Source organism: Nocardia asteroides (assembly GCF_900637185.1).
Taxonomy (GTDB): domain Bacteria; phylum Actinomycetota; class Actinomycetes; order Mycobacteriales; family Mycobacteriaceae; genus Nocardia; species Nocardia asteroides.
Genome location: NZ_LR134352.1, coordinates 3,722,234 through 3,744,855, shown reverse-complemented (window position 1 = coordinate 3,744,855; position 22,622 = coordinate 3,722,234). Strand labels below are relative to the sequence as shown.

The 22,622-nt window shown below is 69.6% G+C and carries 22 protein-coding genes; 12 read left to right on the top strand and 10 right to left on the bottom strand.

Annotated features, from left to right (window positions below; genetic code table 11):
- The 9 genes from EL493_RS17545 to EL493_RS17505 are packed head-to-tail and all read left to right on the top strand — an operon-like array spanning nucleotide 1 to nucleotide 9,600.
- Nucleotides 1-864 (top strand): ABC transporter permease, encoded by an 864-nt coding sequence (locus EL493_RS17545; protein WP_019049113.1) that lies wholly within the window; start codon nucleotides 1-3, stop codon nucleotides 862-864.
- Nucleotides 865-873: 9 nt separating this feature from the next.
- On the top strand, nucleotides 874-2,298 hold the full coding sequence (locus tag EL493_RS17540; protein ID WP_019049112.1) for an MlaD family protein: 1,425 nt from the start codon (nucleotides 874-876) through the stop codon (nucleotides 2,296-2,298).
- On the top strand, nucleotides 2,295-3,317 hold the full coding sequence (locus EL493_RS17535; protein WP_019049111.1) for an MCE family protein: 1,023 nt from the start codon (nucleotides 2,295-2,297) through the stop codon (nucleotides 3,315-3,317). Before EL493_RS17540 ends, EL493_RS17535 begins: the two co-directional genes overlap by 4 nt.
- Nucleotides 3,314-4,327, top strand: coding sequence for an MCE family protein (locus tag EL493_RS17530; RefSeq protein WP_022566621.1), 1,014 nt, complete (start codon nucleotides 3,314-3,316; stop codon nucleotides 4,325-4,327). Before EL493_RS17535 ends, EL493_RS17530 begins: the two co-directional genes overlap by 4 nt.
- Nucleotides 4,327-5,427: an MCE family protein gene (locus EL493_RS17525; RefSeq protein ID WP_019049109.1), complete on the top strand. Its 1,101-nt coding sequence runs from the start codon at nucleotides 4,327-4,329 to the stop codon at nucleotides 5,425-5,427. Before EL493_RS17530 ends, EL493_RS17525 begins: the two co-directional genes overlap by 1 nt.
- Complete coding sequence (locus EL493_RS17520; protein WP_019049108.1) at nucleotides 5,424-6,542, top strand: MCE family protein; 1,119 nt, start codon at nucleotides 5,424-5,426, stop codon at nucleotides 6,540-6,542. The genes EL493_RS17525 and EL493_RS17520 overlap by 4 nt, the downstream gene beginning before the upstream one ends.
- On the top strand, nucleotides 6,539-7,723 hold the full coding sequence (locus EL493_RS17515; protein WP_019049107.1) for an MCE family protein: 1,185 nt from the start codon (nucleotides 6,539-6,541) through the stop codon (nucleotides 7,721-7,723). Before EL493_RS17520 ends, EL493_RS17515 begins: the two co-directional genes overlap by 4 nt.
- 12 nt (nucleotides 7,724-7,735) lie before the next feature.
- Nucleotides 7,736-8,329: a hypothetical protein gene (locus tag EL493_RS17510; RefSeq protein WP_019049106.1), complete on the top strand. Its 594-nt coding sequence runs from the start codon at nucleotides 7,736-7,738 to the stop codon at nucleotides 8,327-8,329.
- Complete coding sequence (locus EL493_RS17505) at nucleotides 8,326-9,600, top strand: TetR/AcrR family transcriptional regulator (RefSeq protein ID WP_019049105.1); 1,275 nt, start codon at nucleotides 8,326-8,328, stop codon at nucleotides 9,598-9,600. Before EL493_RS17510 ends, EL493_RS17505 begins: the two co-directional genes overlap by 4 nt.
- On the opposite strand, the gene EL493_RS17500 is transcribed toward EL493_RS17505, so the two are convergent.
- On the bottom strand, nucleotides 9,597-10,292 hold the full coding sequence (locus EL493_RS17500) for a TetR/AcrR family transcriptional regulator (protein WP_019049104.1): 696 nt from the start codon (nucleotides 10,290-10,292) through the stop codon (nucleotides 9,597-9,599). The genes EL493_RS17505 and EL493_RS17500 overlap by 4 nt on opposite strands.
- Before the next feature lie 152 nt (nucleotides 10,293-10,444).
- On the opposite strand from EL493_RS17500, the gene EL493_RS17495 reads away from it, so the two are divergent.
- A complete protein-coding gene (locus EL493_RS17495; RefSeq protein WP_019049103.1) occupies nucleotides 10,445-10,879 on the top strand; it encodes a hypothetical protein in 435 nt (144 codons plus the stop codon).
- A gap of 258 nt (nucleotides 10,880-11,137) precedes the next feature.
- Here the strand turns inward: EL493_RS17495 and EL493_RS17490 are convergent, their stop codons facing one another.
- The 7 genes from EL493_RS17490 to EL493_RS17460 all read right to left on the bottom strand — a co-directional run bounded on the left by EL493_RS17490 (nucleotide 11,138) and on the right by EL493_RS17460 (nucleotide 18,079).
- Nucleotides 11,138-13,345, bottom strand: coding sequence for an acyl-CoA dehydrogenase (locus tag EL493_RS17490; protein ID WP_030204244.1), 2,208 nt, complete (start codon nucleotides 13,343-13,345; stop codon nucleotides 11,138-11,140).
- Between the two features lie 2 nt (nucleotides 13,346-13,347).
- A complete protein-coding gene (locus EL493_RS17485; RefSeq protein ID WP_019049100.1) occupies nucleotides 13,348-14,226 on the bottom strand; it encodes an SDR family oxidoreductase in 879 nt (292 codons plus the stop codon).
- A 34-nt stretch (nucleotides 14,227-14,260) separates the two neighbouring features.
- Nucleotides 14,261-15,139, bottom strand: coding sequence for a MaoC/PaaZ C-terminal domain-containing protein (locus tag EL493_RS17480; RefSeq protein WP_019049099.1), 879 nt, complete (start codon nucleotides 15,137-15,139; stop codon nucleotides 14,261-14,263).
- Nucleotides 15,136-15,576: a type II toxin-antitoxin system Rv0910 family toxin gene (locus tag EL493_RS17475; protein ID WP_022566622.1), complete on the bottom strand. Its 441-nt coding sequence runs from the start codon at nucleotides 15,574-15,576 to the stop codon at nucleotides 15,136-15,138. The genes EL493_RS17480 and EL493_RS17475 overlap by 4 nt, the downstream gene beginning before the upstream one ends.
- Nucleotides 15,577-15,612: 36 nt before the next feature.
- Entirely contained in the window at nucleotides 15,613-16,803 is a 1,191-nt protein-coding gene (locus tag EL493_RS17470; protein ID WP_019049097.1) for a lipid-transfer protein, read from the bottom strand.
- Nucleotides 16,804-17,016: 213 nt separating this feature from the next.
- On the bottom strand, nucleotides 17,017-17,205 hold the full coding sequence (locus EL493_RS17465; RefSeq protein WP_019049096.1) for a hypothetical protein: 189 nt from the start codon (nucleotides 17,203-17,205) through the stop codon (nucleotides 17,017-17,019).
- 97 nt (nucleotides 17,206-17,302) lie between these two features.
- The gene (locus EL493_RS17460; protein WP_019049095.1) at nucleotides 17,303-18,079 is read right to left on the bottom strand and encodes an MHYT domain-containing protein; all 777 of its coding nucleotides are present in this window, start codon (nucleotides 18,077-18,079) and stop codon (nucleotides 17,303-17,305) included.
- 337 nt (nucleotides 18,080-18,416) lie between these two features.
- Between EL493_RS17460 and EL493_RS17455 the strand changes: the two genes are divergently transcribed.
- Entirely contained in the window at nucleotides 18,417-19,340 is a 924-nt protein-coding gene (locus EL493_RS17455; RefSeq protein ID WP_022566625.1) for an aminoglycoside phosphotransferase family protein, read from the top strand.
- 115 nt (nucleotides 19,341-19,455) lie between these two features.
- On the top strand, nucleotides 19,456-20,115 hold the full coding sequence (locus tag EL493_RS17450; protein ID WP_019049093.1) for a dihydrofolate reductase family protein: 660 nt from the start codon (nucleotides 19,456-19,458) through the stop codon (nucleotides 20,113-20,115).
- Here the strand turns inward: EL493_RS17450 and EL493_RS17445 are convergent.
- Nucleotides 20,082-21,284 carry a glycosyltransferase gene (locus EL493_RS17445; protein ID WP_019049092.1) on the bottom strand — a complete coding sequence of 401 codons (1,203 nt, stop codon included), beginning with the start codon at nucleotides 21,282-21,284 and terminating at the stop codon, nucleotides 20,082-20,084. The genes EL493_RS17450 and EL493_RS17445 overlap by 34 nt on opposite strands.
- 13 nt (nucleotides 21,285-21,297) lie before the next feature.
- Nucleotides 21,298-22,587, bottom strand: a complete 1,290-nt coding sequence (locus EL493_RS17440; protein ID WP_019049091.1) for a glycosyltransferase — start codon at nucleotides 22,585-22,587, stop codon at nucleotides 21,298-21,300.
- Nucleotides 22,588-22,622 lie beyond the last annotated feature (35 nt).

Here is a 22,622-nt window from a genome sequence, read left to right as displayed (position 1 = left end):
ATGGCCGCCGAATACACTCCCCCGGCACTGCGCCCGGTCAAGGCGATCGGCGCCGCCGCCAAAGTCCCCGTCCAGGCCAATCAGCGGCTCGGACACCAGGCGATCGTCTTCTTCCAGGCCCTGTTCGCCATCCCGTTCACGTTGCGCCACTACCGCAAGGAAGTCGCGCGGCTGGTCGCCGATGTCGGCTGGGGCAACGGTTCGCTGATCGTGGGCGGCGGCACCGTCGGCGTGGTCGTGGTGCTGTGCGCGTTCGGTGGCATCACCGTCGGCATGGAGTCCTACACCGCGCTCAACCTGTTGACGATGGGCCCGCTGACCGGCGCCATCTCCGGCTTCGCCACCACCCGCGAGATCGCGCCGATCCTGGCCACGCTCGCCTTCGCCATCCAGTCGGGCTGCCGGTTCACCGCGCAGCTGGGCTCGATGCGGATCTCCGAGGAGATCGACGCGCTCGAGTCCATCGCGATCCGGCCGCTGCCGTACCTGGTGACCACCAGGATGATCGCGGCCACGGTCACCATCGTCCCGCTCTACACACTGGGACTGGCGGTCGCCTATCTCACGACGAAGCTGTCGGTGCTGTTCCTCGGCGGCACCACCGCGGGCACCTACGACCACTACTTCTTCCAGTTCCTCGTCGGCGGCGACCTGTTCTTCTCGCTGTTCAAAGTGGTGGTGTTCGTGCTGATCGCCGCCTTCATCCAGTGCTACTACGGCTTCGTCGCCACGGGTGGCCCCGAAGGCGTCGGGGTCGCGGCGGGACGCGCCATCAAGATGGTCATCGTCGTGATGGTCTTCACCAATCTGTTTCTCACTCTTGCGATCTGGGGCATCGATCCCGGATTCCGGATCTCGGGATAGGTCGATCGGATGATTCTCGATCCCAGTGGGCGTGGACCGACGGGCCGTCAGCTGACGGTCGCGGGCCTGGCCATGGTTTCCGCGGTCGCGGCCGCGCTGTATCTGCTCGGACTGCGCTACAACGGCGCGTTCGAAGACACCGTCGTGGTCGGCGCCGACCTCACCAGCACCGGTGACGGGCTGCCGCAGCGCGCCGACGTGAAGTACCGCGGCATGGTCGTCGGCGCCGTCGGCGAGGTCACCATGGTCGCCAAGGGCGAACGCCAGCACGCCACCTTCGAACTCAAACCGGGTCTCGCCGAGACGATTCCGGACACCGTCACCGCGCGGGTGGTGCCCGACAACATCTTCGGCGTGTCCTCGATCCAGCTGGTCGACAACGGCGCGGCCACCGGCACGCTGCGCGCGGGCCACACCATCAGCGAGGACACCAGCTCGGCGACGATCCAGCTGCAGACCACCCTCAACACGCTGCGCGACGTCCTCGACACCATCCAGCCGGAGAAGCTGGGCCGGGTGCTGGCCACGCTGTCCGCCGCGCTCGACCCGAGCGCCCGGATGCCCGGCTCGACCGTCGAACGGCTCGACACCTGGCTCACCACCATCCACCAGATTCCCGAGATCGGCGACCTGCTGGGCAATTTCGGCCAGGCGGCGACCGCCCTGAGCCAGTCGGCGCCGGAGCTGGTCGGGGTACTGGCCGACTCGGTCACCACCGCGCGCACCCTCAACGAGCACCGCACCCAGCTGGTCGAGCTGCTCACCCAGGGCAGTTCCGCGGTGGAGGCGGTGAACAGCCTCTTCGCCGCCAACCCCGATTCCGGTAAGGAACTCGTGGCGGGCCTGGACGGTCTGCTCGGCGGTATCGCCAAGGACCCGGGCGCGCTGCAGTCCTCGGCCGCGAACCTCAACGTGTCGCTGCGCAAGCTGCAGCAGACCTTCACCTTCGGTCCGCGCAGGCAGATGACCTGGCGGATGGACGTCTCGTTCACGCCGTTCCAGCAGTACACCGCCGAGGACTGCCCCCGCTACGGCGACATGACCGGCCCGCGCTGTGGCGGACCGAGCGTGCCTGCCGTCGCGCCGCCCCAGGAATATCCGGAACAGCTGCGGCCGGGCCGGCTCGAAGCGGCGGGCCCCGCGCCGGTCCTGCCGCCCGTGCCCGTGCCCGGCCTGCCCACCCTGCCGAACCTCACGATGCCGACCCTGCCAGGGCTGCCCGCGATTCCCGGCCTGCCCGCCATTCCGGGGATCACCGCGCCCGCGGCGGCCACCGATCAGCCCGCGACCGTGCCCGCGCGCGGACTCACCGGGGTGTCGGCGGTGTCGGCGCTGGTCGGCGGCCGCCCTAGCTTCACCCAGCTGCTGCTGCTCGGCTCGATCCTCGGCACCGTCCCCCTCGTCCCCGACACCGAAGGTGGTGTGCGGCCGTGAAATACACCAAACCGCTGATCGGCTTCAGCTTCTTCGTCGTGCTGGCCACCGTGCTCACCTACACGATCTGGTCCACCCTGCAACGCAGCGTCCCCGGCACCACTACCACGTACTCGGCGGTGTTCACCGATGTGCTCGGCCTGCGGGTGGGCGACGACGTCCGCATGGCGGGCGTGCGCGTCGGGCGCGTCGACAAGATCGACTTCACCCCCGACTACACCGCCAGGGTCGACTTCCGGATCGAGGCGCGCCAGCACCTGACCGACACGACGAAAGCGCTGGTCCGGTACCAGAACCTGATCGGGCAGCGGTATGTCGCGCTGGCGGCGGGCGAGGGCGCGGGCACGGTGATGCCCGCGGGCGCGCAGATCCCGCTGGATCGCACCGAGCCCTCGTTCGACGTCTCCGCGCTGCTGTCCGGGTTCGAGCCGCTGTTCAGTGTGCTGCAACCCGATCAGATCAACTCGCTGTCGGAAACGCTGATCCAGGCGTTGCAGGGCAACGAGGTGTCGCTGGCGGCGCTGATCACCCAGTCCGCCGAACTGGCCAACACCTTCGGCGAACGCGACCAGATCCTCGGTGACGTGCTCACCAATCTGAGCTCCGTGCTGGCCGGCCTGGCCAAGCGCAGCGGCGAACTGGAAACCCTGATCACCCAGACCCGCAGCCTGATGGACGGGCTCTACGCCGAAGGGGAATCGTTGAAGAGTTCCGTGGGCCGGGTGGCGACGGCGACCGATTCGCTGGTCTCGCTCATCGGCCAGGTCAAACCCGGCATGGGCGCCGCCCAGCGCGACGCCACCACCGGCGTGATGATGCTGCTCTACAACGGCGCGGCACTGGATCGCGGTGCGGTGGAGCTGCCCGACTTCCTCAACGGCGTCGCCCGCTTCACCAGCTACGGCGCCTACGGCAATGCCTACATCTGCCGCCTGGATGTCTCACTGTGGGGCGTACTGCTCCCCGAAGGCGTGTTCTCCCAGGTCGGCGGCAATTCACAGTCGGGGGTGTGCCGATGATCCGGGCCCGTATTCCCACGTTCCTGCGGCGCAACAGACACCTGCGCCTCGGGTTGTCCGCGGCGCTGGCGGTGCTGGTGCTGCTGGGCGGGTCGAGTCTGCTGGCCCAGGTCCGCCTGGGCGACAAGACGATCGACGCCGAGTTCGCGCAGGCCGCCGGGCTGCGGCCCGGCGCCACCGTCGACATCGCCGGGATCGAGGTCGGCGCGGTGCAGGATGTGCGGCTGGTGAACGACCGGGTGGTCGTGGCGCTGCGGATCCGCGGCGACATCCGCCTCGGATCCGACGCGCGCGCCGCGATCAAGATGTCGACCATCCTCGGCCGCCTGCACATCGACCTGCATCCCGGCAACGGGCAGGGGCTGCCCGGCAACCGGATCGCATTGGAGAACACCACCGTGCCGTACAACCTGAGCAAGGTGGTCCAGGACCCGAAGTACTCCGCGTCGTTCGAGCGGATCGAACGCATCGACGCCACGAAACTGCGGTCCGCGCTGGATGTCCTCAACACCCAGCTCGGCGACTCCCCCGCGATGGCGGTGCAGGCCCTCGACAGCATCGGCTCGCTGGCCCAGGTCATCAACAGCAGGCGCGACGAGGTCGACACCCTGCTCAAAAGCATGGATCAGGTCTCGCAGCTGGTCTCCGACAACCGCAACAGCGTGCTGTTGCTGCTCACCCGGGGCGAGGCCATCGGCGCCGCGGTCCAGCAGCGCCAGACCCTGCTCACCCAGCTGCTCGACAATGTCGCCGCCATGTCGAAGCTGTTGCAGGACATGGGCATCGAGAACAACGGCGAACTGGGGCCGCTGATCCAGAACCTCAACACCATGGCCGACGGGCTGACCAAGAACCGGGAGAACCTCGACCGGCTCTACGAGATCACCCCGGTCGCGCTGCGCCAGTTCAACAACGTGGTCGGCAACGGGCCCTACGGCGAGATCTGGGCGCCGTGGATCTTCCCGGACAACTGGCTGTGCTTCGCCCAGGCCGTACAGGGGTGCAACTGATGACGACACGACACACACGCAAACTCGCCGCGCTCTGCGCGACGGCGCTGCTGGCCTCGGGCTGCGCGCTGCTGCCCGACAGCGTGACCGGGCTCGGCGAGCGGATGCTCAGCGAGCAGAAACGCATCAGCGCCGACTTCGAGAACGTGGCCGGGCTGTACGCGGGCAACGAGGTGTCGGTGCTCGGCGTCCCCGTCGGTGTCGTCGACTCGGTGACCCCGCGCGGCAGCTATGTCGAGGTGGTGATGTCGATCGACCGTGATGTGCGCATCCCGGCCGAGGCGATGGCGGCGCTGGTCTCCCCGCAGCTGATCACCAACCGGCATGTCGAACTGGCCCCCGCCTACTCCGGCACCGGCCCCGAACTGGCCGACGGCGCGCACCTGCCGCTGGCCCGCACCAGGACACCGGTCGAACTCGACCGGATCCTGGCCAACTTCGATCAGCTCGGCGAGGCCCTCAAGGGCGACGCGGAGACCGGTCCGATGGCGAGCCGGGTGCTGTTCCCGCTGCTCGACGGCAACGGCGACCGGTTACGCGAGACGCTCGACGAACTCTCGGCCGCGTTCGAGGTGACCTTCGCCAACAAGGACCAGATCGCGAACACCATCGTGAAACTGGGCGAGATCACCCAGATCATCGCCGAGAACGACCAGACCGTCCAGGACTTCAGCGCGCGCATCACCGAACTGGTCGCGCTGTTCGGCCAGCAGTCCCCCGGCTTGCAGGCAGTGCTGACCCAGCTCGACGACTTCATCACCAACACGTCCTCAGTGCTCGGTCAGAACCAGGATCAGCTGGCGGGCGCCCTCACCAAGTTCGTGGCGATCGCCGCGCAGATGCGGGCCAACGCCCGCAATCTCACCGAGATCGTCGACGTGGCGCCGCTGCTGTTCCAGAACGTCGACAACGCGGTCAGCCGGGAAAAGCAGGCGCTGCGCCTGCACGGTCTGCTCGACAAGATCGTGCTCGACAGCGAGGCGCTGTCGCTGTTCTGCGAACGCGTGCAGATGCGCCTGGACGGCTGCCGCACCGGCAAGATCGCCGATATGGGCCCGGATTTCGGGCTCACCGCCGCGCTGTTGGGACTGACGAAATGAAGCTTCGCGCGGCGCTGGCCGCTTCCGTCTGCGCGGCCGCGGTCGCGTCGTCGACCGCGGCGTGCTCGCTGACCGTGGCCGACCTGCCGATGCCCGAACCGGGGATCGGCGGGCCGGGCTACACCCTGCACGCCACCTTCCGCGACGCGCTGAACCTGCCCGACCGGGCGCACGTGCGGATCGGCGGCACCGATATCGGTGTCGTCACCGGCATTTCGACGACCTCTTTCCTGGCCGACGTGGAGATGCAGATCCGCGCCGACATCCAGCTGCCCGAGGGCACCACCGCCGAATTGCGGCAGGCCACTCCGCTGGGCGACATCTTCGTGGCGATGACGCTGCCCAGCGCCGAGGCGGCAGGCCCGCCGCTGCGGGCGGGAGCGACCATCGGCGCCGAACACACCGCCTCGGCGGCCTCGGTCGAGCAGCTGATGATCTCGATCTCGCTGCTGCTCAACGGCGGTGGCCTGAACCAGGCCGCCCGGGTGACCGCCGAACTCGACTCGATCTTCGCCGGGAAGGCGCCGCAACTGCGGCACCTGGTCGGCGAGATGACCGCGGTCATGGCCGCGCTGAACCAGCGCACCGCCGACCTCGATGCCACCCTCGGCGGCCTGTCGGTGCTGACCGGCGAACTGGCCGGGCGCAAAGCCGAACTCGGCGCCGCCGCGGACAGTTTCCCGCAGCTGATCGGCTTGTTCTCGGAGAACAACCAGGCCATCGTCGACCTGATCAACCGGGTCGCGGTGACCATGGACGCGCTCGGCGATTTCAGCGCGACCAACGGGCCGCAGTTCGTCAGCCTCTTCCAGAGCATCCAGAACCTGATGAACGGCTTCTCCCAGATGGGCGACGATCTCACCGGCACGCTCGCGGGGTTCCACCAGTTGTATCCGTCGCTGAGCGACAGCCTGCGCGGCCCGAACCTGGCCGTCGGGGCGACGCTGTCCTATCTCGATGTCGGCGCGCTCACCGATCCGGGCGGCAGCAGATGGCCCGAGGTGGGTGACGTGCCCGCCTTCCTCGGCAGTCTCGCCGAGGTCATCGCCAAGGTCACCGGCAGGCTCGCCAGCCCGCCGCAGGCGCCGCAACCGCAGCAGGAGGGTCCCCGATGAATCCACCGGTGTGGCAATGGCTGGTCCGGCACCGGGTCGCGGTCGCCAATGTGGGGCTGGTCGTGGTGCTCGTGCTCGGCAGTCTGTATCTGGGTGGCGCGGTGCTGCGCTTCGACCCGACGCGCACCCGGTTCGACGTGACCGTGGAGCTGGCGACCTCGGGTGGGCTCACCACCGGCAGCGACGTCACCTTCCGCGGTGTGCGGATCGGGCGGGTCGGTGACGTGCGGGTCGCCGGCGACGGGGTCGCCGCGGTCGCCGAGATCGACGGGGGCACCAGGATTCCCGTCGGGGGCACGGTCGCCGTGGCCCGCCTGTCGGCCGCCGGCGAGCAGTATCTGGATTTCCGTCCGGCGGGAGAGTCCGGGCCGTTCCTGGCCGACGGCGCGGTGATCCGCCGGGCCGACACCGCGGTGCCGGTCCAGATGCAGTCGGTGCTGGGCAATATGAGCGGACTCGTCGCCGGAATGAATCCGGAGCGGCTCAATGTGATCGTCGACGAGCTCGACAAGGCGCTGGCCGGCGGTCCGGACGGGTTGCGCAACATGATCTCCGGGCTCTCCCGGGCCATGTCCGGGCTCACCGGCCTGCTGCCGCAGACCGAGCAGCTGATCCGCAATCTCGAGGTCATCGCCGAGACCACTTCGCACGCCCAGCCCGACCTGGGCACCCTCACCAACGCGGGCAGCGCGCTGTTCCGGCAGTTCAGCGCGGCCGACGCCGAACTGCGGCATCTGCTGGAACAGGGTCCGGGCCAGCTGGCCACCCTGGGCGGCTTCGTCTCCCGGACACAGAACCCGATGACCGATCTCGTGACGAACCTGGTCGCGATCACCCGGGCCGCGAAGTTGCGCCAGCCCGCCATCGAAGCGCTGTTCCCGTCGTTCAGCCGCTTCGCCGAGGCGCTGGGTGTCCCCGCCCACGACAACATGTATTTCACCCTGGTCGATCCGTGGCCGCGCCCGACCTGCGACTACGACACCGTGCCCGTGGTGGCGACCACGCCGACCACCGACACCAGGGTGCGTCTCTACAACTACTGCGTCACCGACAACCCGGCACTGCAGGTGCGCGGATCGGCCAACGCGCCCCGGCCCGCCGGTCCCGACAACGGCTCGGGTCCGCCGCCCGGCGTCACCGGCAACGAACTGTCCCAGCCCGCGGTGCCCGCACCCCGATAAGGAGTCCACGCGATGAGCGACGAACCCACCACCGAAAAGCCCACCGCCGAAGCGGCATCCGAGCCCGCACCCGGCGGCTGGACGCAACGCCTGCGGGCGGTGAACCGGCGACAGCTCGGCCTGCGCGGCGCCGTCGCGATCCTGCTCGGCGCCTCGCTGGCGGCCTCGGTGTTCCTGTTCTTCGAGGGCCAGGAGAGCAAGGATCTGCTGACGGCGCAGCAGCAGGCGCGCGAAGCCGCGTGCCGGTACGCCCCGGTGCTCGCCGACTACGACAGCAAGAACCTCGACACCTATTTCGCCGCCGTCCTCGACGGCGCGACCGGTGACTGGAAGAAGCAGTTCGATTCCACCAGTACCGAATTGCGGGAGGTCCTGTCTCAGGGCGAGGTCGTCTCGAAGGTCACCGACACCCAGTGCGCGATCCGCACCGGTGACGAGGAGTCGGCCGAGGCGATCGTGGTGATCGGCCAGACCATCTCCAGCCTGGGCACCGAGCACAAGCCCAAGCCGGGCCAGCTGTCCATGGTGCTGCGCCTGCACAACGACGACGGCCGCTGGCTGGTCGAGAAAGTGAATTCCCCGCTGACGACGGCGCCCACCCCGTGACCGAACCCGGCGCGCTATCCCCCGGCCGCCGCACCCGCCCCGCGAAGGCCGGTTCGGCGACCGAGCCGGGCGCCGAACCGCAGGCCAGGGCCGTGCGACGCCGACCGAAGAACCGGCGCGCGCAGATCGCCGCGGAATCGGCGGCGGCGTTCGGCGCGCACGGCTATCACGGCGTGAGCATGGACGACATCGCCCGCAGGCTCGACATCAGCTCCACCGCCCTGTACCGGCATTTCCCGAGCAAGTACGCCCTGTTCCGGGCCGAACTGCTGCGGCTGTCGGGGCTGGCGCTGCGGGCGGTCGGGCTGCCCGAGGAGGCGGCGGGCTGGTCGCCGCGGCAGCGGCTCGATCATGTGCTCGGCGCGATCGTCGCCGCCACCGTCGCCAACCGGCCCACCGCCGCGCTGGCCCGCTGGGAGCGGCGCTACCTCGAACCCGAGGACCTGCGGCAGTTCAGCGACCAGTTCGCCACGGCCATCACCGGTCTGCGCCGGCTCATCGGCGCGGTCCGCCCGGAGCTGGACGGGCACGATCGCGCGGTGCGGGCCGTCTCCATCTACGCGGTGATCAGCAGTATCGGCGACCATCACGCGACCGTGCCCGCGAAAACGCTGGCGGCACTGCTGCGTTCGGCGAGTTGGTCACTGATCGAGGCGGACCTGTCCGGTCACCGGACCGTGCGGCCGGTGTTCCGGCCGCGGCCGCAGCCGTTCATGCACGAGCAACTGCTGCACCGGGCCGTCGAGTTGTTCCACGAGCGCGGCTATCCGAACGTGAGTGTCGAGGACATCGCCGCCGCCGCCGAACTGTCCTCGGCTTCGGCCGTCTACCGCTATCACCGCAGCAAGAGCGATCTGCTGGTCGCCGCGTTCCGGCGCGCCGCCGATCGCGTCTCGGCGGCGATCCGCCCGGCCACCGCCACCTCCGACAGCCCGGCGGCCGCGCTGGGCACGCTGATCGAGCTGTACGTGTCGGGCTCGTTCACCGAGCGGTCGCTGACCTTCGTCTACTACGCGGAGTTCCGCCATGTCGACCAGACCGACCAGGTGACCCTGCGCCATCTGCAGCAGCTGATCGTCACCGAGTGGGCGCGCCTGGTGGTCGCCGCGCGGCCGGAGCTGTCGATGGGTGCGGCACGCATCCTCGTGCACGCCGCGTTCAGCCTGGTCGTCGACCTCGGCCGCACCTTCGGCGACGACGGGATCTGCCCGCAGGACATGGTGATCGGCCTGCTCGAGACGGTGCTGCTCGGTCGGCCGCGGCCGCGCTAGGCCTCGGCGGGCGGGGTGACCAGGTCGGCCATCGGGGTCAGCGGATTGAGCATGACACCGACCTTGCGCAGGGTGCTGTCCACCACCGCCCAGATCGCTTCCTGCAGATACGACGACAGTTCCGCGGCGTCCATGGGTTGCATCGAGCGGCTCAGCCATCGGTTGACGCTGCCGTCGACGAACCCGACCAGCCCGAACGCCATCGGTTCGGCGACAGCGACCGGGGCGGACTGGGCGCGCAGCGCGTTCTCGAACACCTCGCGCACCGTGCCCGCGATGGCGATCTTGGTACCGGACACGATCGGCGAATTGTGCCGCTGCTGCTTGCCTTCCGATCCGGCGCCGAGGAAGTAGTGCAACCGGGGGTTGGCGGCGATCCAGCCCACGTAGGCGTCGACCGAGCGGGCGATGGCCTCCGCGACGGTGCCCTGCGGACGCAGGGTGGGCGCCAGCACCGCCATCAGATCGTCGACGATGCGGGCGCGCAGCTGCTCGTCGAGATCCTGGCGGTCCTTGAACAGCCGGTACAGCACCGACCGCGGGACCTGCGCGAGATCGGCGATCTCCTGCACCCCCACCGAGGCGCCCTGGGTCTGCACGGCCTGCAGTGCCGCCGCGAGAATCCGGTCGCGGCGTTCGGCGCGATGCCGGTCCCACCGACTGGCCCTGCCATCGGCGCGCGGTGCGGTCACCGTCCTCCCTCCTTGTCCCGATTCGGGCGAACCGGCCCGCTCAGTATTCCAGCCGGTGACGGCGCCGCCCGCCGCGGACTCGGGACAGATCGCGCGGCATGGGCGATCCTGGTCGGGTCGGCGCGGACGCCGGCGGAGAGGACCTGATCGATATGACGACCGCGTGGGCCGTGATCGCCGCGGCCACCTTCTGCTGGCTCGGCATGGTGCTGGCCATCTCGTTCCTCGAGGCGCCGCTGAAGTTCCGGGCACCGGGGGTCACCGTGCCGATCGGCCTCGGCATCGGCCGGCTGGTCTTCCGCGCCCTCAATGGCGCCGAGGCACTGCTGGCCGCGACGATCGTCACCGCCGTGCTGATCGACTCCCCCGGCACCGCCGCCACCACGGCCCTCACCGCGGCCCTGCTCGCGCTCGCCGTCCAGGCCGTCGCGGTCCGCCCCGTCCTCACCCGCCGCAGCGACGCCGTCCTCGCCGGCCTGGACGCCCCGCGCTCGCACGCCCACTACGCCTACATCGCCCTCGAAGTCGCCAAAACCGCCGCCCTCCTCACCGCGGGCATCCTCGTCTTCACCCACGCCATCGAGTGACCACCGGGGTCCGATGCGCATGTGCCGCCCTCCTATCGAGCCGCAGGATCCGGCCGCTTTCACGAGAGCCGGTTCGCCGCTAGCGGGGGTCACGGTGGACGACACTGTCGCCCACGTCGTCGAAGTGGTGCAGACGGTGCGCAAGCACGGGCCGGTCGTCTTGGTCGGACTCGCGTGAATCCGGTTGCGGCCCAGCATCGTGGCCGCTCGCCGGTGACGGACAGGTGGTCGCGATCGGCGACCACCTGTCCCGGACCGTCAGGCCGACGCGTCGCGCGGTAGTCCGAGCATCCGTTCGCCGATGACGTTGAGCTGCACTTCGGTGGTGCCGCCGTAGATGGTGGTGGCGCGGCCCGCGATGAGCTGTTCCATCGCGTGATCGCTGCGTTCCCCGGGTACCGACACCACCCCGGCGGTGCCGAGTTCGGCGACCACGAACTCCGAGATCGCTTGGCCCAGCGCCATTCCCAGCAGCTTGCCGACGCTGGAGGTGGTGGACACATCGATGCCGGACAGCTGTTTCAGCACCACCCTGGACCCGATGACATCCACCGCCCGGCTCTCGGCCATCAGCTCGCCGACGTGGTAGCGCGCCACCGGCGACAGCTCGCGCCCGATCGCGAACCGCAGCAGGTCGGTGTCGGTGGCGTAGGCCTCCATCTTCTGGCTCAGCGCCACCCGCTCACCGGCCAGTGTCGTGCGCGCCACGTGCCAGCCGTCGTCGACCGCGCCGACCACGTTCGCGTCGGGGATGAACACGTCGTCGAGGAACACCTCGTTGAACAGCGCCGACCCGGTCATCTCCCGCAGCGGCCGCACCGTGATCCCCGGGCTGGACATGTCGAGCACGAAGTAGGTGATGCCCTCGTGCTTGGGCTTGTCCGGGCTGGTGCGCGCGATCAGCATCGCCCATTCGGCGAACTGCGCCACGGTGGTCCAGATCTTCTGCCCGGTGACCCGCCAGCCGCCCTCGACCTTGGTGGCCTTGGTCGTCAGGCTCGCCAGGTCCGAACCCGCGCCGGGCTCGCTGAACAGCTGACACCACACCACCTCGCCGCGCAGCGTCGGCACCACCAGTTCCCGCTTCTGCCGTTCGTCACCGTGCGGGACGATCGCACCGACCGCCCAGGTGCCCATCAGCAGCTGGGGCATCGGAATACCGGAAGCCCTGAGCTCCTGCGAGATCACCACCTGCTCGAGCGGCGAGGCCGAGCGGCCGTAGGGCCGCGGCAGGTGCGGCAGGTTCCAGCCGCCGTCACCGAGGGCGACGAGCTGGTCGTCCTCGTCGTCGATCGCCGCGATCTCAGCCAGTTCGGCCCGGATCCCGGCCCGGATCTGCTCGGCCTCGGCGGGCAGTTCCAGTTCGCTGGACAGCGTCAGCCCCGCCAGCGCGTAGCCGGCCACGGCCTCGGCCCGGGTCTCGCGTGTCCCGAGCTGGCCGCGCAGCGCCAGCGCCCGCCGGTAGTACAGGTGCGCGTCGTGTTCCCAGGTGAACCCGATTCCGCCGTGCACCTGGATGCAGTCCTGGGCGACCTGCACCGCCGCGTCGGGCACGATCAGTGCCGCGATGGCGGCCGCGTAGTCCGCGGTCTCGTCGCCGCGATCCAGCGCCGAGGCGGCGTCCCACAGCACCGCCCGCGCCTTCTCCAGCGCGATGCCCATGTGCGCGCACTTGTGCTTGACGCCCTGGAACTGGCCGATCGGCCGACCGAACTGCACCCGGGTCTTGGCGTATTCGGCCGCGGTCGAGACGCACCACGACATCACGCCCACCGCTTCGGCGCCGAGCACGACCGCGGCGAGCGACCGCACCCGCTCCGGCGACACCTCGAGCACCCGCTCCGCAGGCACGGTGACCGAATCCGCGTGCAGCCGAGCCGAACCGCGCAGCACGTCGACGCTGTCCTGGGCGGTGACGGTGAGGTCGGTGTTCTCGAACGCGACCCAGCGCGGCGTGCCGTCGACGGTGACCGGCGCGATGATCACATCCGCCGACACCGCCCCCACCACGCCGTCGGCGGTCCCGTCGACGAGCAGCGCATCATCACGGGCCACCCCGGTCAGCGCCGAGGCCAGCGCGACCGCGCCGGTGCGTGACCCGTCGACCAGGCCGGGCAGCTGCGCCCGTGCCCACGCTCCATCGGCCTGCGCCAGCACCGCGCTCGCCAGTGCGGTCGGCACGAACGGGCCGGTGTGCACGGCGCGACCCAGCGGCTCGAGCGCGACCGCCAGGGTCAGCAGCCCCGCGCCCTGGCCGCCCAGCTCCTCGGGCACGTGCAGGCCGAGCAGATCCTGGGCGACCAGCGCGTCCCAGTAGGGCAACTGCTTGCCCGTCTCCGTGGATTCGACCGCGGTGCGGACGATCTCGGCGGTGACGGTCCGTTCGGCGAACCCCGCGACCGCGTCGGCCAGGGCGAGGTGCTCCTCGCCGACGCCCACACCGAGTTCATAGCTGTTGCGTGCCATGGTCACACCGTCTCCTTCAGCCGCGCCGCGACCTCGTCGATGGTCCACGGGCCGTCGGTCTCGACGGTGCGCACGTCGTGCCAGCCGGCGAGTTCGACGATCGCCCCGCCCTGCACGGCGAACACCTTGCCGGTGAGCGGGCAGCCGGCCTCGGCCAGGTGCGCGACCAGCGGGGAGATGTTGGCGGGGGCGAAGGCGTCGAATTCGCCCTCGGGCACCTCGGCGGCGAACAGCGCGCCCATGCCGGGGGTGGCCAGCGTCAGCCGGGTGCGCGCGATCGGGGCGATCGCGTTGACCCGCACGCCATAGCGTTCGAGTTCGTCGGCGGCGACCAGGGTGAGTGCGGCGATGCCCGCCTTGGCGGCACCGTAATTGCCCTGCCCCGCGTTCGGCATGAACGTGCCCGAGGCCGAGGCGGTGTTGATCACCGACGCCGCGACCGGGGTACCCGCCTTGGCCTGCGCCTTCCAGTAGGCGGCGGCGTGGTGCAGGGTGGCCGCGTGGCCCTTGAGGTGCACTGCGATGACGGCGTCCCACTGAGATTCGTCCATGCCCGCGATGAACGCGTCGCGCAGGATGCCCGCGTTGTTCACCACGATGTCGAGCGTGCCGTATTCGCCGACCGCCTGGTCGATCAGGGCTTTCGCCCCGGCCCAGGTGGCGATGTCGTCGGTGTTGGCCACGGCGACCCCGCCGGCGGCGGTGATCTCGTCGACCACCTGCTGGGCCGGGCCCGCGTCGGTGCCGGTGCCGTCGTTGGCGCCGCCGAGGTCGTTGACCACGACCTGCGCGCCCTCGCGAGCGAACAGCAGCGCGTGTTCGCGGCCGATGCCACGTCCCGCGCCGGTGATGACCGCGACGCGACCGTCAAGCTTTCCCATGAGTTCGGTACTCCTCGTGAATGTTTCGCGGATATCAGGCGTCGGCGATCTCGACGCGGCCGTCGGTGATCGCGATCTGGCCCGCCGCTTCGGTCTCGAAGGCGTAGGCGGCGACGCCGTGGTCGCCGTCGCCGGTACGCCACAGCGTGGTGGTGATGTCCTGGCCGGGCAGGACCGGTTTGGCGAAGCGCACGGCCAGGCGGCGCAGCCGGGCGGTGTCGCCACCGGCCAGTTCGGTCAGTGCCGCCCACGAGGTGAACGCCATGGTGCACAGGCCGTGGTTGATGATGCCGGGCAGCCCCGCCATGCGGGCGATCTCGTCGTCGAGGTGGATCGGCATCGGGTCGCCGGAGGCGGGGGCATAGCGGAAGGTCTGGTCGCTGTCGATGTGCGCGGTGACCCGCGCGACCGGCGCGGCGGCCCGGTCGTCCTCGGCGATCCGGTGCCCGGGTGCCTGGTCGCCCTCGCCCGCTCCGGCGTCGACCTTGCGGAAGAACGCGGTCATCCATTGTTCGTTGACCAGTTCGCCTGCCGCGTCGCGGGTTTCGGCGTACACGACGACGGTGGATCCGTTGGGCTTACCCGCGTAGCCGATCGGCTTGGCCCGTACCACGAGTTCGTCGCCGGCCACGATGGGCCGGTGGAACCGGAAGTCCTGTTCACCGTGGACCAGCTTCATCAGCAGTTCCACCGGCGCCACCGACAGGGCGGCGGGCGCCATCGAGGTGAACACCGGCACGACGGCGAACACCGGCGGCGCGATCGCCCCGCCGCGGTGGGCCTCGATCGGGTCGTTGGTCGCCGCGGCGTAGTCGGCGATACGTTCGGCGGTGACCGCGAAATGTTCGGGGTCGGTCCACACCCCCAGGCCGGAGCCGTCGAAGACGACCCCGGCCGACGCGGAGGTGGTCATGCGGCCGAGCCGACGAGTTCGGTGAACTTGGCCATCGAGGCCTTCAGATCGGCCTCGGCGTGCTTGGCGACGGCCTTGCCGATCGGGCCGACGATCATGGTGCCCTTGAAGCTGGCGTCGAAGGCCGCCGAGGATCCGGTGGCGGTCGCCTCCACCTTGAGCGCGAATTCCACGGTGACACCGGCCATTCCGGTGCCGGTGATGCGCAGGTAGGTGTTCGGGTCGACCTCGGCGACGGTCCATTCGATCTTGTTGGCCATGTTCATCACCGAGACGACCTCGATGAAGCGCGCGCCCGCGGTCAGCTCGGCGGGCAGCTCGCTGCGCCAGCCCTGGTGGATGGTCAGCCAGTCCTCCCAGTTGGCGAGGTCGCTGAGGCGCGCCCAGGCCTGCTCGGGGGTGACGGGAAGTTCGGTGGATACGGACACAGATGCCATGGGGATGCTCCTCGAAGAGTTCGGTGGGGACGGGGTTCAGCGGTTGGCCGGGCGGTAGGCGGTCACCACGACCGCCCCACCGAGGCCGATGTTGTGCTGCAGGGCGATTCGCGCACCGTCGACCTGGCGCGCGTCGGCCGTGCCGCGCAGCTGCCAGGTGAGTTCGCTGCACTGGGCCAGCCCGGTGGCGCCGAGCGGATGACCCTTGGAGATCAGGCCGCCGGAGGGGTTGACGACCCAGGTGCCGCCGTAGGTGGTGGCGTTGTCGTCGACCAGGCGGCCGCCTTCACCGGGCGCGCACAGCCCGAGGGCTTCGTAGGTGAGCAGCTCGTTGGTGGAGAAGCAGTCGTGCAGTTCGATGACGTCGATGTCGTCGGGGCCGATGCCCGCCTGGTCGTAGACCTGCCGGGCGGCGGTGCGCGTCATGTCGGCGCCGACGAGGTTGATCGCGGACTGGGTGGAGAAGGTGGACTGCAGGTCGGTGACCATGGCCTGCCCGACCATCTCCACGGCCCGGTCGGCCAGGCCGTGCCGGTCGACGAAGTCCTCGCTCGCCAGGATCACCGCGCCCGAGCCGTCGGAGGTCGGCGAACACTGCAGCTTGGTCAGCGGGCCGTAGATCTGCTTGGCCGCGAGTACTTCCTCGAGGCTGTATTCCTTCTGGAACTGCGCGTACGGGTTGTTCACCGAGTGCCGGTGGTTCTTCACGCCGATCTTGGCGAACTGCTCGGCGGTGGTGCCGTAGCGCTCCATGTGCTCCTTGCCCGCCGCGCCGAACATGTAGGGCGCGGGCGGCATGGCGAACTCCTGCAGTTCGGCCAGCGCCAGCAGGTGCCGCATCATGGGCTGCTCGCGGTCGTCGAAAGTCGAACCGAGCGAACCCTTCTGCATCTTCTCGAAGCCCAGCGCCAGGGTGCAGTCGGCCAGCCCGCCGCGGATGGCCTGGGCCGCCAGGTACAGCGCGGTCGAGCCGGTGGAGCAGTTGTTGTTGACGTTCACCACCGGGATACCGGTCAGGCCGAGCTCGTAGACCGCACGCTGACCCGAGGTCGATTCGCCGTACACATAGCCGACGTAGGCCTGCTGGATCAGGTCGTAGCCGACGCCCGCGTCGGCGAGCGCCGCGGTGCCCGCCTCCCTGGCCATGTCGGGGTAGTCCCACTCCCGCTCGCCCGGTTTCTCGAACTTCGTCATGCCGACGCCGACGACGAACACCCGCTGTGTCATGTACGCACTCCTGTGTGCCGCACGCCCCGGATATGTGGGACGCGGTGTCCCTGTAACTTATGTGGGACACCACGTCCAGGTCAATACCTCGACCGGCACGGTCATCCGCCGCAAGAACGGACAAATGCCCGCATACTCCCCGACCAGCGGGAATTATGCGGGCTACCTGTCCTGGATACTTGACCGGACAGTAAGGGGTGACGCGGAAGGGATCTAGTCGACCAGCGGATCGAACGGGATACCCTCGACGGCGCGCAGCCGCTCGGCGAATCCGGTCAGCAGCGCGTACGACTCGGGCGACAACCCGTCGACGAGCGCCAGGAAGCGGGCGAAGGCCGGATCGGAGAACGGCCTGCCCCGGTCGGTCACGGGCACAGCTTCGACCGAGCCACTCGACGACATCCGGACTCCCTGGACAGCGATCACGTGCGCCGGGCCACCCGCTGCCGACGGTGACCGGGCCGAAGGAAAAGTAACATAGCTGAGCATTTGCGGATAGTCAGCGCCGGAATCGGGGCAGCGCGTCGAGCCGCATCCTGGGCAGCGCGTCCTCGTTCTCGATCTCCGACAGGCTCACGCTGATCAGCACCAGCATCGTCACCATGCTGATGATCCCGAGCAGGGGCCCCAGCAGTTGCATGGCCTGCGCGCCCGGCGGCGGCGCGAAACTGTGGTGCCCCTCGTGCGCGCGCATCGCGGCCATCCCGGTGTAGTGCATCCCGCAGACGGCCACACCCATGATCGCGGCCGCGCCGACGGTGGCCAGAAATCCCTTGACGCGCAAGGTGAACCACAGCGCCACGATCGAGGCCACCACCGCGATCACCATCGACACGGTGACGATCCACGGGTCGTAGGTGATGACGGCGTGCGATTTCATCGCATACATGCCGGTGTAGTGCATGGTCCCGACGCCGAGGCCGGCGATCGTGCCACCACCGATCAGCGAGGCGAGCGTCGGCTGCGGCTTGTTCACCATGAACAGCCCGATGCCGACGACCACGATCGCGGTCACCGCGCTGAACAGCGTCAGCGGAATGTCGTAGCGGATTTCCGATCCCGCGATCGAGAAGCCGAGCATCGCGATGAAATGCATGACCCAGATCCCGGTTCCCCCGATGGCCACCGCGGCACTGATCAGCCAGCCGACGCGCCCGCGGCCGGAATGCCGCCCGCGAGCCGCGCATTGCAGGCCGAGCAGGCAGCCGACGAACGACATGAAATAGGCGAGAACGGGGGTGACCCAGCCGTAGGAGAAGTGATAGATGTCGAGCACGCCGTGAAAACCCTCGCACCGGTGCCGCAGCCCTGCTGCGGCACAAAGAAATCCGACCGCGGGTGAGATTACGTGACTTCTGGCAAATATTCAGCATCTGGACGTACGCCCAGCTTGTCTTGTTGATCACATCGATCACATCGTGGGCATATATGCCCTGTCGCATCGTTATCCGCGCGAACTATCACCGATATCCTCGCGGCTTCGACGGCGAATAGGCCTCATGGACATGGCTGGGCATTCCGTCAGCAATCGACAAGACTGGGCACACATCGCCACGCCCAAGAATTTCCTGTTGTGGCAGAACAGAATTGCCGTCGCACAGTAGGGTGAATTCATGCGCAGGGTGGGGACAGCAGCGATGATCACCGTGCCCGCGGCCTTCGCGGACAAGTCCGGTGGCGGTGCCGATCGTCGTCGCCGGGAGTGGATCGAAACACTGCCGGGAGTCGTCGCGGATCTGCTGCGGCACTGGTCTTGCACCCCCGACGGGCCTGTCCGGCACGGCGAGGTCGGCCTCGTGGTGCCGGTCCGTCGCGCGGGACTGCCGTGCGCTGTCCTCAAGGTGTCGTTCCCCTATCCCGACATCGAGTACGAGCCCGCCGCGTTCGCCGCGTGGGACGGTCGCGGCGCCGTCGAACTACACGCCCGCGACGACGAGCGGCACGCCATGCTGCTCGAACGAGCCGGCGACACCCTCGCCACGGTGACCGACCCGGACCGGGCGATCGCCATCCAGGGCGCGCTCACCCGCAGGCTCGCGGTCGCCGCACCGCCCGGCCTCCCCCGGCTGGCCGATCGCATGGACCAGTGGGAACGCGAGATCGTCTCCACCGCAGCCACGTTCGGCGACCCGCTGCCCGCCGGCGTGATCGGCGCGGCCGTCGCCACCCTGCGCGAGCTCGGCTCCGACCAACCCGACCTGCTCGTCCACGGCGATCTGCACGACGCCAATGTGCTGGCGTCCGATCGTGAACCGTGGCTGGCCATCGACCCCAAATGCCATGTCGGCGACCCGGCCACCGACGCGCTCAACGTCATCCGCAGTCCCCGCTTTGCCGAGCTGCTGTGCTCGCCGCATCCGGAGGCACGGATCCGGCGCCTGCTCGACATCTACACCGACGCGGCCGAACTCGATCCGGAACGGGTGCGACGATGGACGCAGGCGGGCGCGGTCAGGGAAGCACTGCTGGGCCGCGTCGACGGCGACCCGGAGTGGCTCGTCGCCGCGACCGACCAACTCGCCGAGGTCCTCACCTGACGCCGACCGGCCGGCGGAACGCATCGTTACCGCGCGGATCCCGACGAGCTCCGGCTGATTGCGGGGCCGGGCTAGGGTTCGTAGCGAGCGCACAGTGCAACCAGAAGGGGTGACGATGACCCAGCAGTTCGTCCGCGTGCAGAACTTCTCCATCTCCCGCGACGGCTACGGCGCTGGTGTGGGACAGAGCCGGGAACGGCCGTTCGGCCACGCCGACCCCGCCGATTTCATGTCCTGGGCGGGCGCCACCGCCCACTGGGTCAACCGGACCGATCCCGGCGGCAGTTACGGCCTCGACGACTACATCACCCGCGATTTCGCGAACAATATCGGCGCCGAGATCATGGGGCGCAACAAGTTCGGGCCGTTACGCGGCCCGTGGGAGAACGAGGACTGGCAGGGCTGGTGGGGCGAGGAACCGCCGTTCCACACGCCGGTGTTCGTGCTGACCCACCACCCGCGGCCGTCGTTCACCCTGTCCGACACCACGTTCCACTTTCTCGACGCGTCACCGCAGGAGGCGCTGACACAGGCGTTCGCGACGGCGGACGGCAAGGATGTGCGCATCGGCGGCGGCGTGGCCACGATCCGGGCGTTCCTCGAGGCCGACCTCGTCGACCAGATGCATGTCGTCGTCGCGCCCGTCGATCTCGGCCGCGGCGAGAAGTTCTGGAACGGGCCCGAGGACTACACCGACCGGTTCCACCTGGAGCGGGTACCGAGCCCCAGCGGCGTGGTCCATCACTTCTTCTGGCGGCGCGCGGCGTCGGAGTAGACCCCGAGCAGGGCATCGAGGTGCCGGGACTGGCGCGGCTCGTCGGCGTGCGCCGCGAGTGCGGTACGCATCGCGACCAGCGGTGACCGGTCCTTCGCCAGTGCGGTGACGGCGTCGGCGAATGCCGTCACCGACCGGTCGCCGGTGCGTACTCCGCCCGCGGCGGGGATGGTTTCGGCAAGTTCGGGATCGCAGTACACAATGGGCAGTCCGGTCGCGACCGCTTCCAGCAGCACCATGCCCTGAGTGTCGCAGTCGGAAGTGAGCAGCAGCAGGTCGTGCTCGCGCATGGCGGCCAGACAGGTCGCCTGGTCGACCTGGCCGTGCAGGCGTACATTCCCGGCCAGGTCCGCCGCGGCGCGCACCCGGTCGGCCAGCGGGCCGCCGCCGTAGAGGTCGAGGGTGCAGTCCGGGACCTGCCGGATGATCTCGATCGCCTCCAGCGGGCGCTTCTCCGGGGACAGGCGTCCACACCACAGCGCCCGGAGCGGACCGTCGACCGGGCGTTCGGCCCCGGGTGCCGGTCCGTCGAGCAGGGCGTCGTCGATCCCGTTGGACACCACCGTGATCGGCCGGTCGACACCTCGCTCGGCGAGGCGGCGGGCGAAGTGCGCGGTCGGCACCACCACTCGGTCCGCGGCCTGCGCCTGCGCGATCAGCGGTCGCCAGGCGAGCCGGGCGGTGCGGCTGTCGCCCGCGTATCGCGGCTGCGCGCGCAGGGGCACGAACCAGCCGTGCATCAGGCGCATGGTGAGCGCCGCGGCGTACGGCGACGGCGCGTAGTTCTCGATCATCGCGTCGTCGCGGCTCTGCATGCTCTGGACGACGGGAACGCCGTGCCTGCGCCCCGCCCTGGCGCCGGCGATCCCGCCGCCGTAGGTGGTCAGGGCGTGCACGACATCGAGGGGTCCGCGCTCGGCGAGCGCCGCGTCGATCAGGCGCTGGTTCGCGCGGGTCGGCAAGACCACCGGCAGACCGTTGTTCATGGTCAGCGGCACGGTCCGCAACACCACGGTGTCGGGGTCGTGCGCGGCCGGATCCGGTGCGGGCGCGGTGAAGACGGTGACCCGGTGCCCACGTCCGCGCAGTCCGTCCCGTAGCGCGCGCAGCGCGGTCTGCACCCCGCCGAGGGTGTCGGGGTGGAAGTCGGTGAACAGCGCGATGTGCACGGTGTCCGCCCGGTCAGGCCGACGCGGTGACGGCGAGCCGTTCCACCGCGTCCGCCGCGGCGCCGACCCCGTTCTCCGCGGCGACGGTGCGCCCGAATTCGGCCGCCCGGCTGCGCGCTTCGGGAGTGAGGGTGCGGATCAGCGCGTCGTGCAGGCGGTCCTCGGTGAGCGACGGGTACGGGAAGTCGGCGCCGATCCCGAGATCGGCGATCCGCCACCCGTAGAAGAACTGGTCGCTGTGCACTCCGATGACGACCGCCGGGAGACCGGCGCGCAGCACGTCGTGGGTGTTGCCGCTGCCCCCGTGGTGCACGACCGCCCGGCACCGGGGCAGGACCCGGTCGTAGTCGAAGGAGTCCAGCACGAACAGGTTCCGGTCGTAGCCGATCCCGCGTGGATAGCCCTCGCCCTTCACGGTGACCAGGGCGCGGGCACCGAGCCTGCGGCAGACCGCGGCGATCATGTCGCAGCAGCCCACCGGATCCAGGATGGGCATGCCGGTGAGACAGAAGTAGATCGGCGGCTCGCCCTCGTTGAGCCACCCGGTCAGGACCGGGTCGAGCTCGGCCTCACCCCAGGCGCCGCGCAGCCGCTGCGGCAGGATCGGCGCGCCGACGACGGTGGAGCGGTCGGGCCAGTCGGCCGGTGTGGGCAGCAGCACCGGACTCACCATGTGGACCAGGGGGATGCCGTCCTCGCGCAGGCGGCGGAACGGATTACGGGGCGCGCCGGGCAGTTCCATCAGTTCCCGCACCCGCCGGTCGACCCGGCGATAGGCCACCCCGTAGGCGATCTCGAAGCCGGTGTAGCTGGCCCGCCGCAGCCACGACCACGGAATCATCTTCTTCACCATGAACGACGACGGGAACTCCCCGGTCCGCTCCAACGGGTAGGGCAGGACCCCGATCACCCGCTGCCCGGTCTTCTCACCGCGTTCCATCGCCCACGGCAGGGTCGAGGCGCAGGAGACGATGACGTCGGCGTCGCGGCAGGCGTCGGTGAGCACCTCGTGCATCCGCTCGCCGCGCTCTCCGGTCATGATCTTGACGGTGTCGAGCATGATCCGCACGAACGGCAGGGTCTTGCCGGAGGACAGCGCCCGTTTGGCGGCGGGCGATTCCAGCAGTTCGGCGGAGTTGAACGGGATCACGTGCGGTGCGAAGCCCGATCGCCGGACCACCTCGGCGTAGTTCTCGGTGGCGGTGATGCTCACCTGGTGGCCGCGGGTGGCGAATTCGTCGGCGAGGGCGAGGTAGGGCTGGTGATCGCCGCGGGTTCCCGCGGTCAGCAAGGCGATGCGCATACTCTCGGCTTCCGTTCGTGATCTGTTGTGTTCGT

Coding starts and splice junctions, on each gene's coding strand:
- EL493_RS17470 (WP_019049097.1), bottom strand. CDS start 16,803: ATGACACAGCGGGTGTTCGTCGTCGGCGTCGGCATGACGAAGTTCGAG.
- EL493_RS17450 (WP_019049093.1), top strand. CDS start 19,456: ATGACCCAGCAGTTCGTCCGCGTGCAGAACTTCTCCATCTCCCGCGAC.
- EL493_RS17495 (WP_019049103.1), top strand. CDS start 10,445: ATGACGACCGCGTGGGCCGTGATCGCCGCGGCCACCTTCTGCTGGCTC.
- EL493_RS17455 (WP_022566625.1), top strand. CDS start 18,417: ATGCGCAGGGTGGGGACAGCAGCGATGATCACCGTGCCCGCGGCCTTC.
- EL493_RS17485 (WP_019049100.1), bottom strand. CDS start 14,226: ATGGGAAAGCTTGACGGTCGCGTCGCGGTCATCACCGGCGCGGGACGT.
- EL493_RS17520 (WP_019049108.1), top strand. CDS start 5,424: ATGAAGCTTCGCGCGGCGCTGGCCGCTTCCGTCTGCGCGGCCGCGGTC.
- EL493_RS17475 (WP_022566622.1), bottom strand. CDS start 15,576: ATGGCATCTGTGTCCGTATCCACCGAACTTCCCGTCACCCCCGAGCAG.
- EL493_RS17480 (WP_019049099.1), bottom strand. CDS start 15,139: ATGACCACCTCCGCGTCGGCCGGGGTCGTCTTCGACGGCTCCGGCCTG.
- EL493_RS17465 (WP_019049096.1), bottom strand. CDS start 17,205: ATGTCGTCGAGTGGCTCGGTCGAAGCTGTGCCCGTGACCGACCGGGGC.
- EL493_RS17440 (WP_019049091.1), bottom strand. CDS start 22,587: ATGCGCATCGCCTTGCTGACCGCGGGAACCCGCGGCGATCACCAGCCC.
- EL493_RS17545 (WP_019049113.1), top strand. CDS start 1: ATGGCCGCCGAATACACTCCCCCGGCACTGCGCCCGGTCAAGGCGATC.
- EL493_RS17510 (WP_019049106.1), top strand. CDS start 7,736: ATGAGCGACGAACCCACCACCGAAAAGCCCACCGCCGAAGCGGCATCC.
- EL493_RS17515 (WP_019049107.1), top strand. CDS start 6,539: ATGAATCCACCGGTGTGGCAATGGCTGGTCCGGCACCGGGTCGCGGTC.
- EL493_RS17530 (WP_022566621.1), top strand. CDS start 3,314: ATGATCCGGGCCCGTATTCCCACGTTCCTGCGGCGCAACAGACACCTG.
- EL493_RS17490 (WP_030204244.1), bottom strand. CDS start 13,345: ATGGCACGCAACAGCTATGAACTCGGTGTGGGCGTCGGCGAGGAGCAC.
- EL493_RS17540 (WP_019049112.1), top strand. CDS start 874: ATGATTCTCGATCCCAGTGGGCGTGGACCGACGGGCCGTCAGCTGACG.
- EL493_RS17525 (WP_019049109.1), top strand. CDS start 4,327: ATGACGACACGACACACACGCAAACTCGCCGCGCTCTGCGCGACGGCG.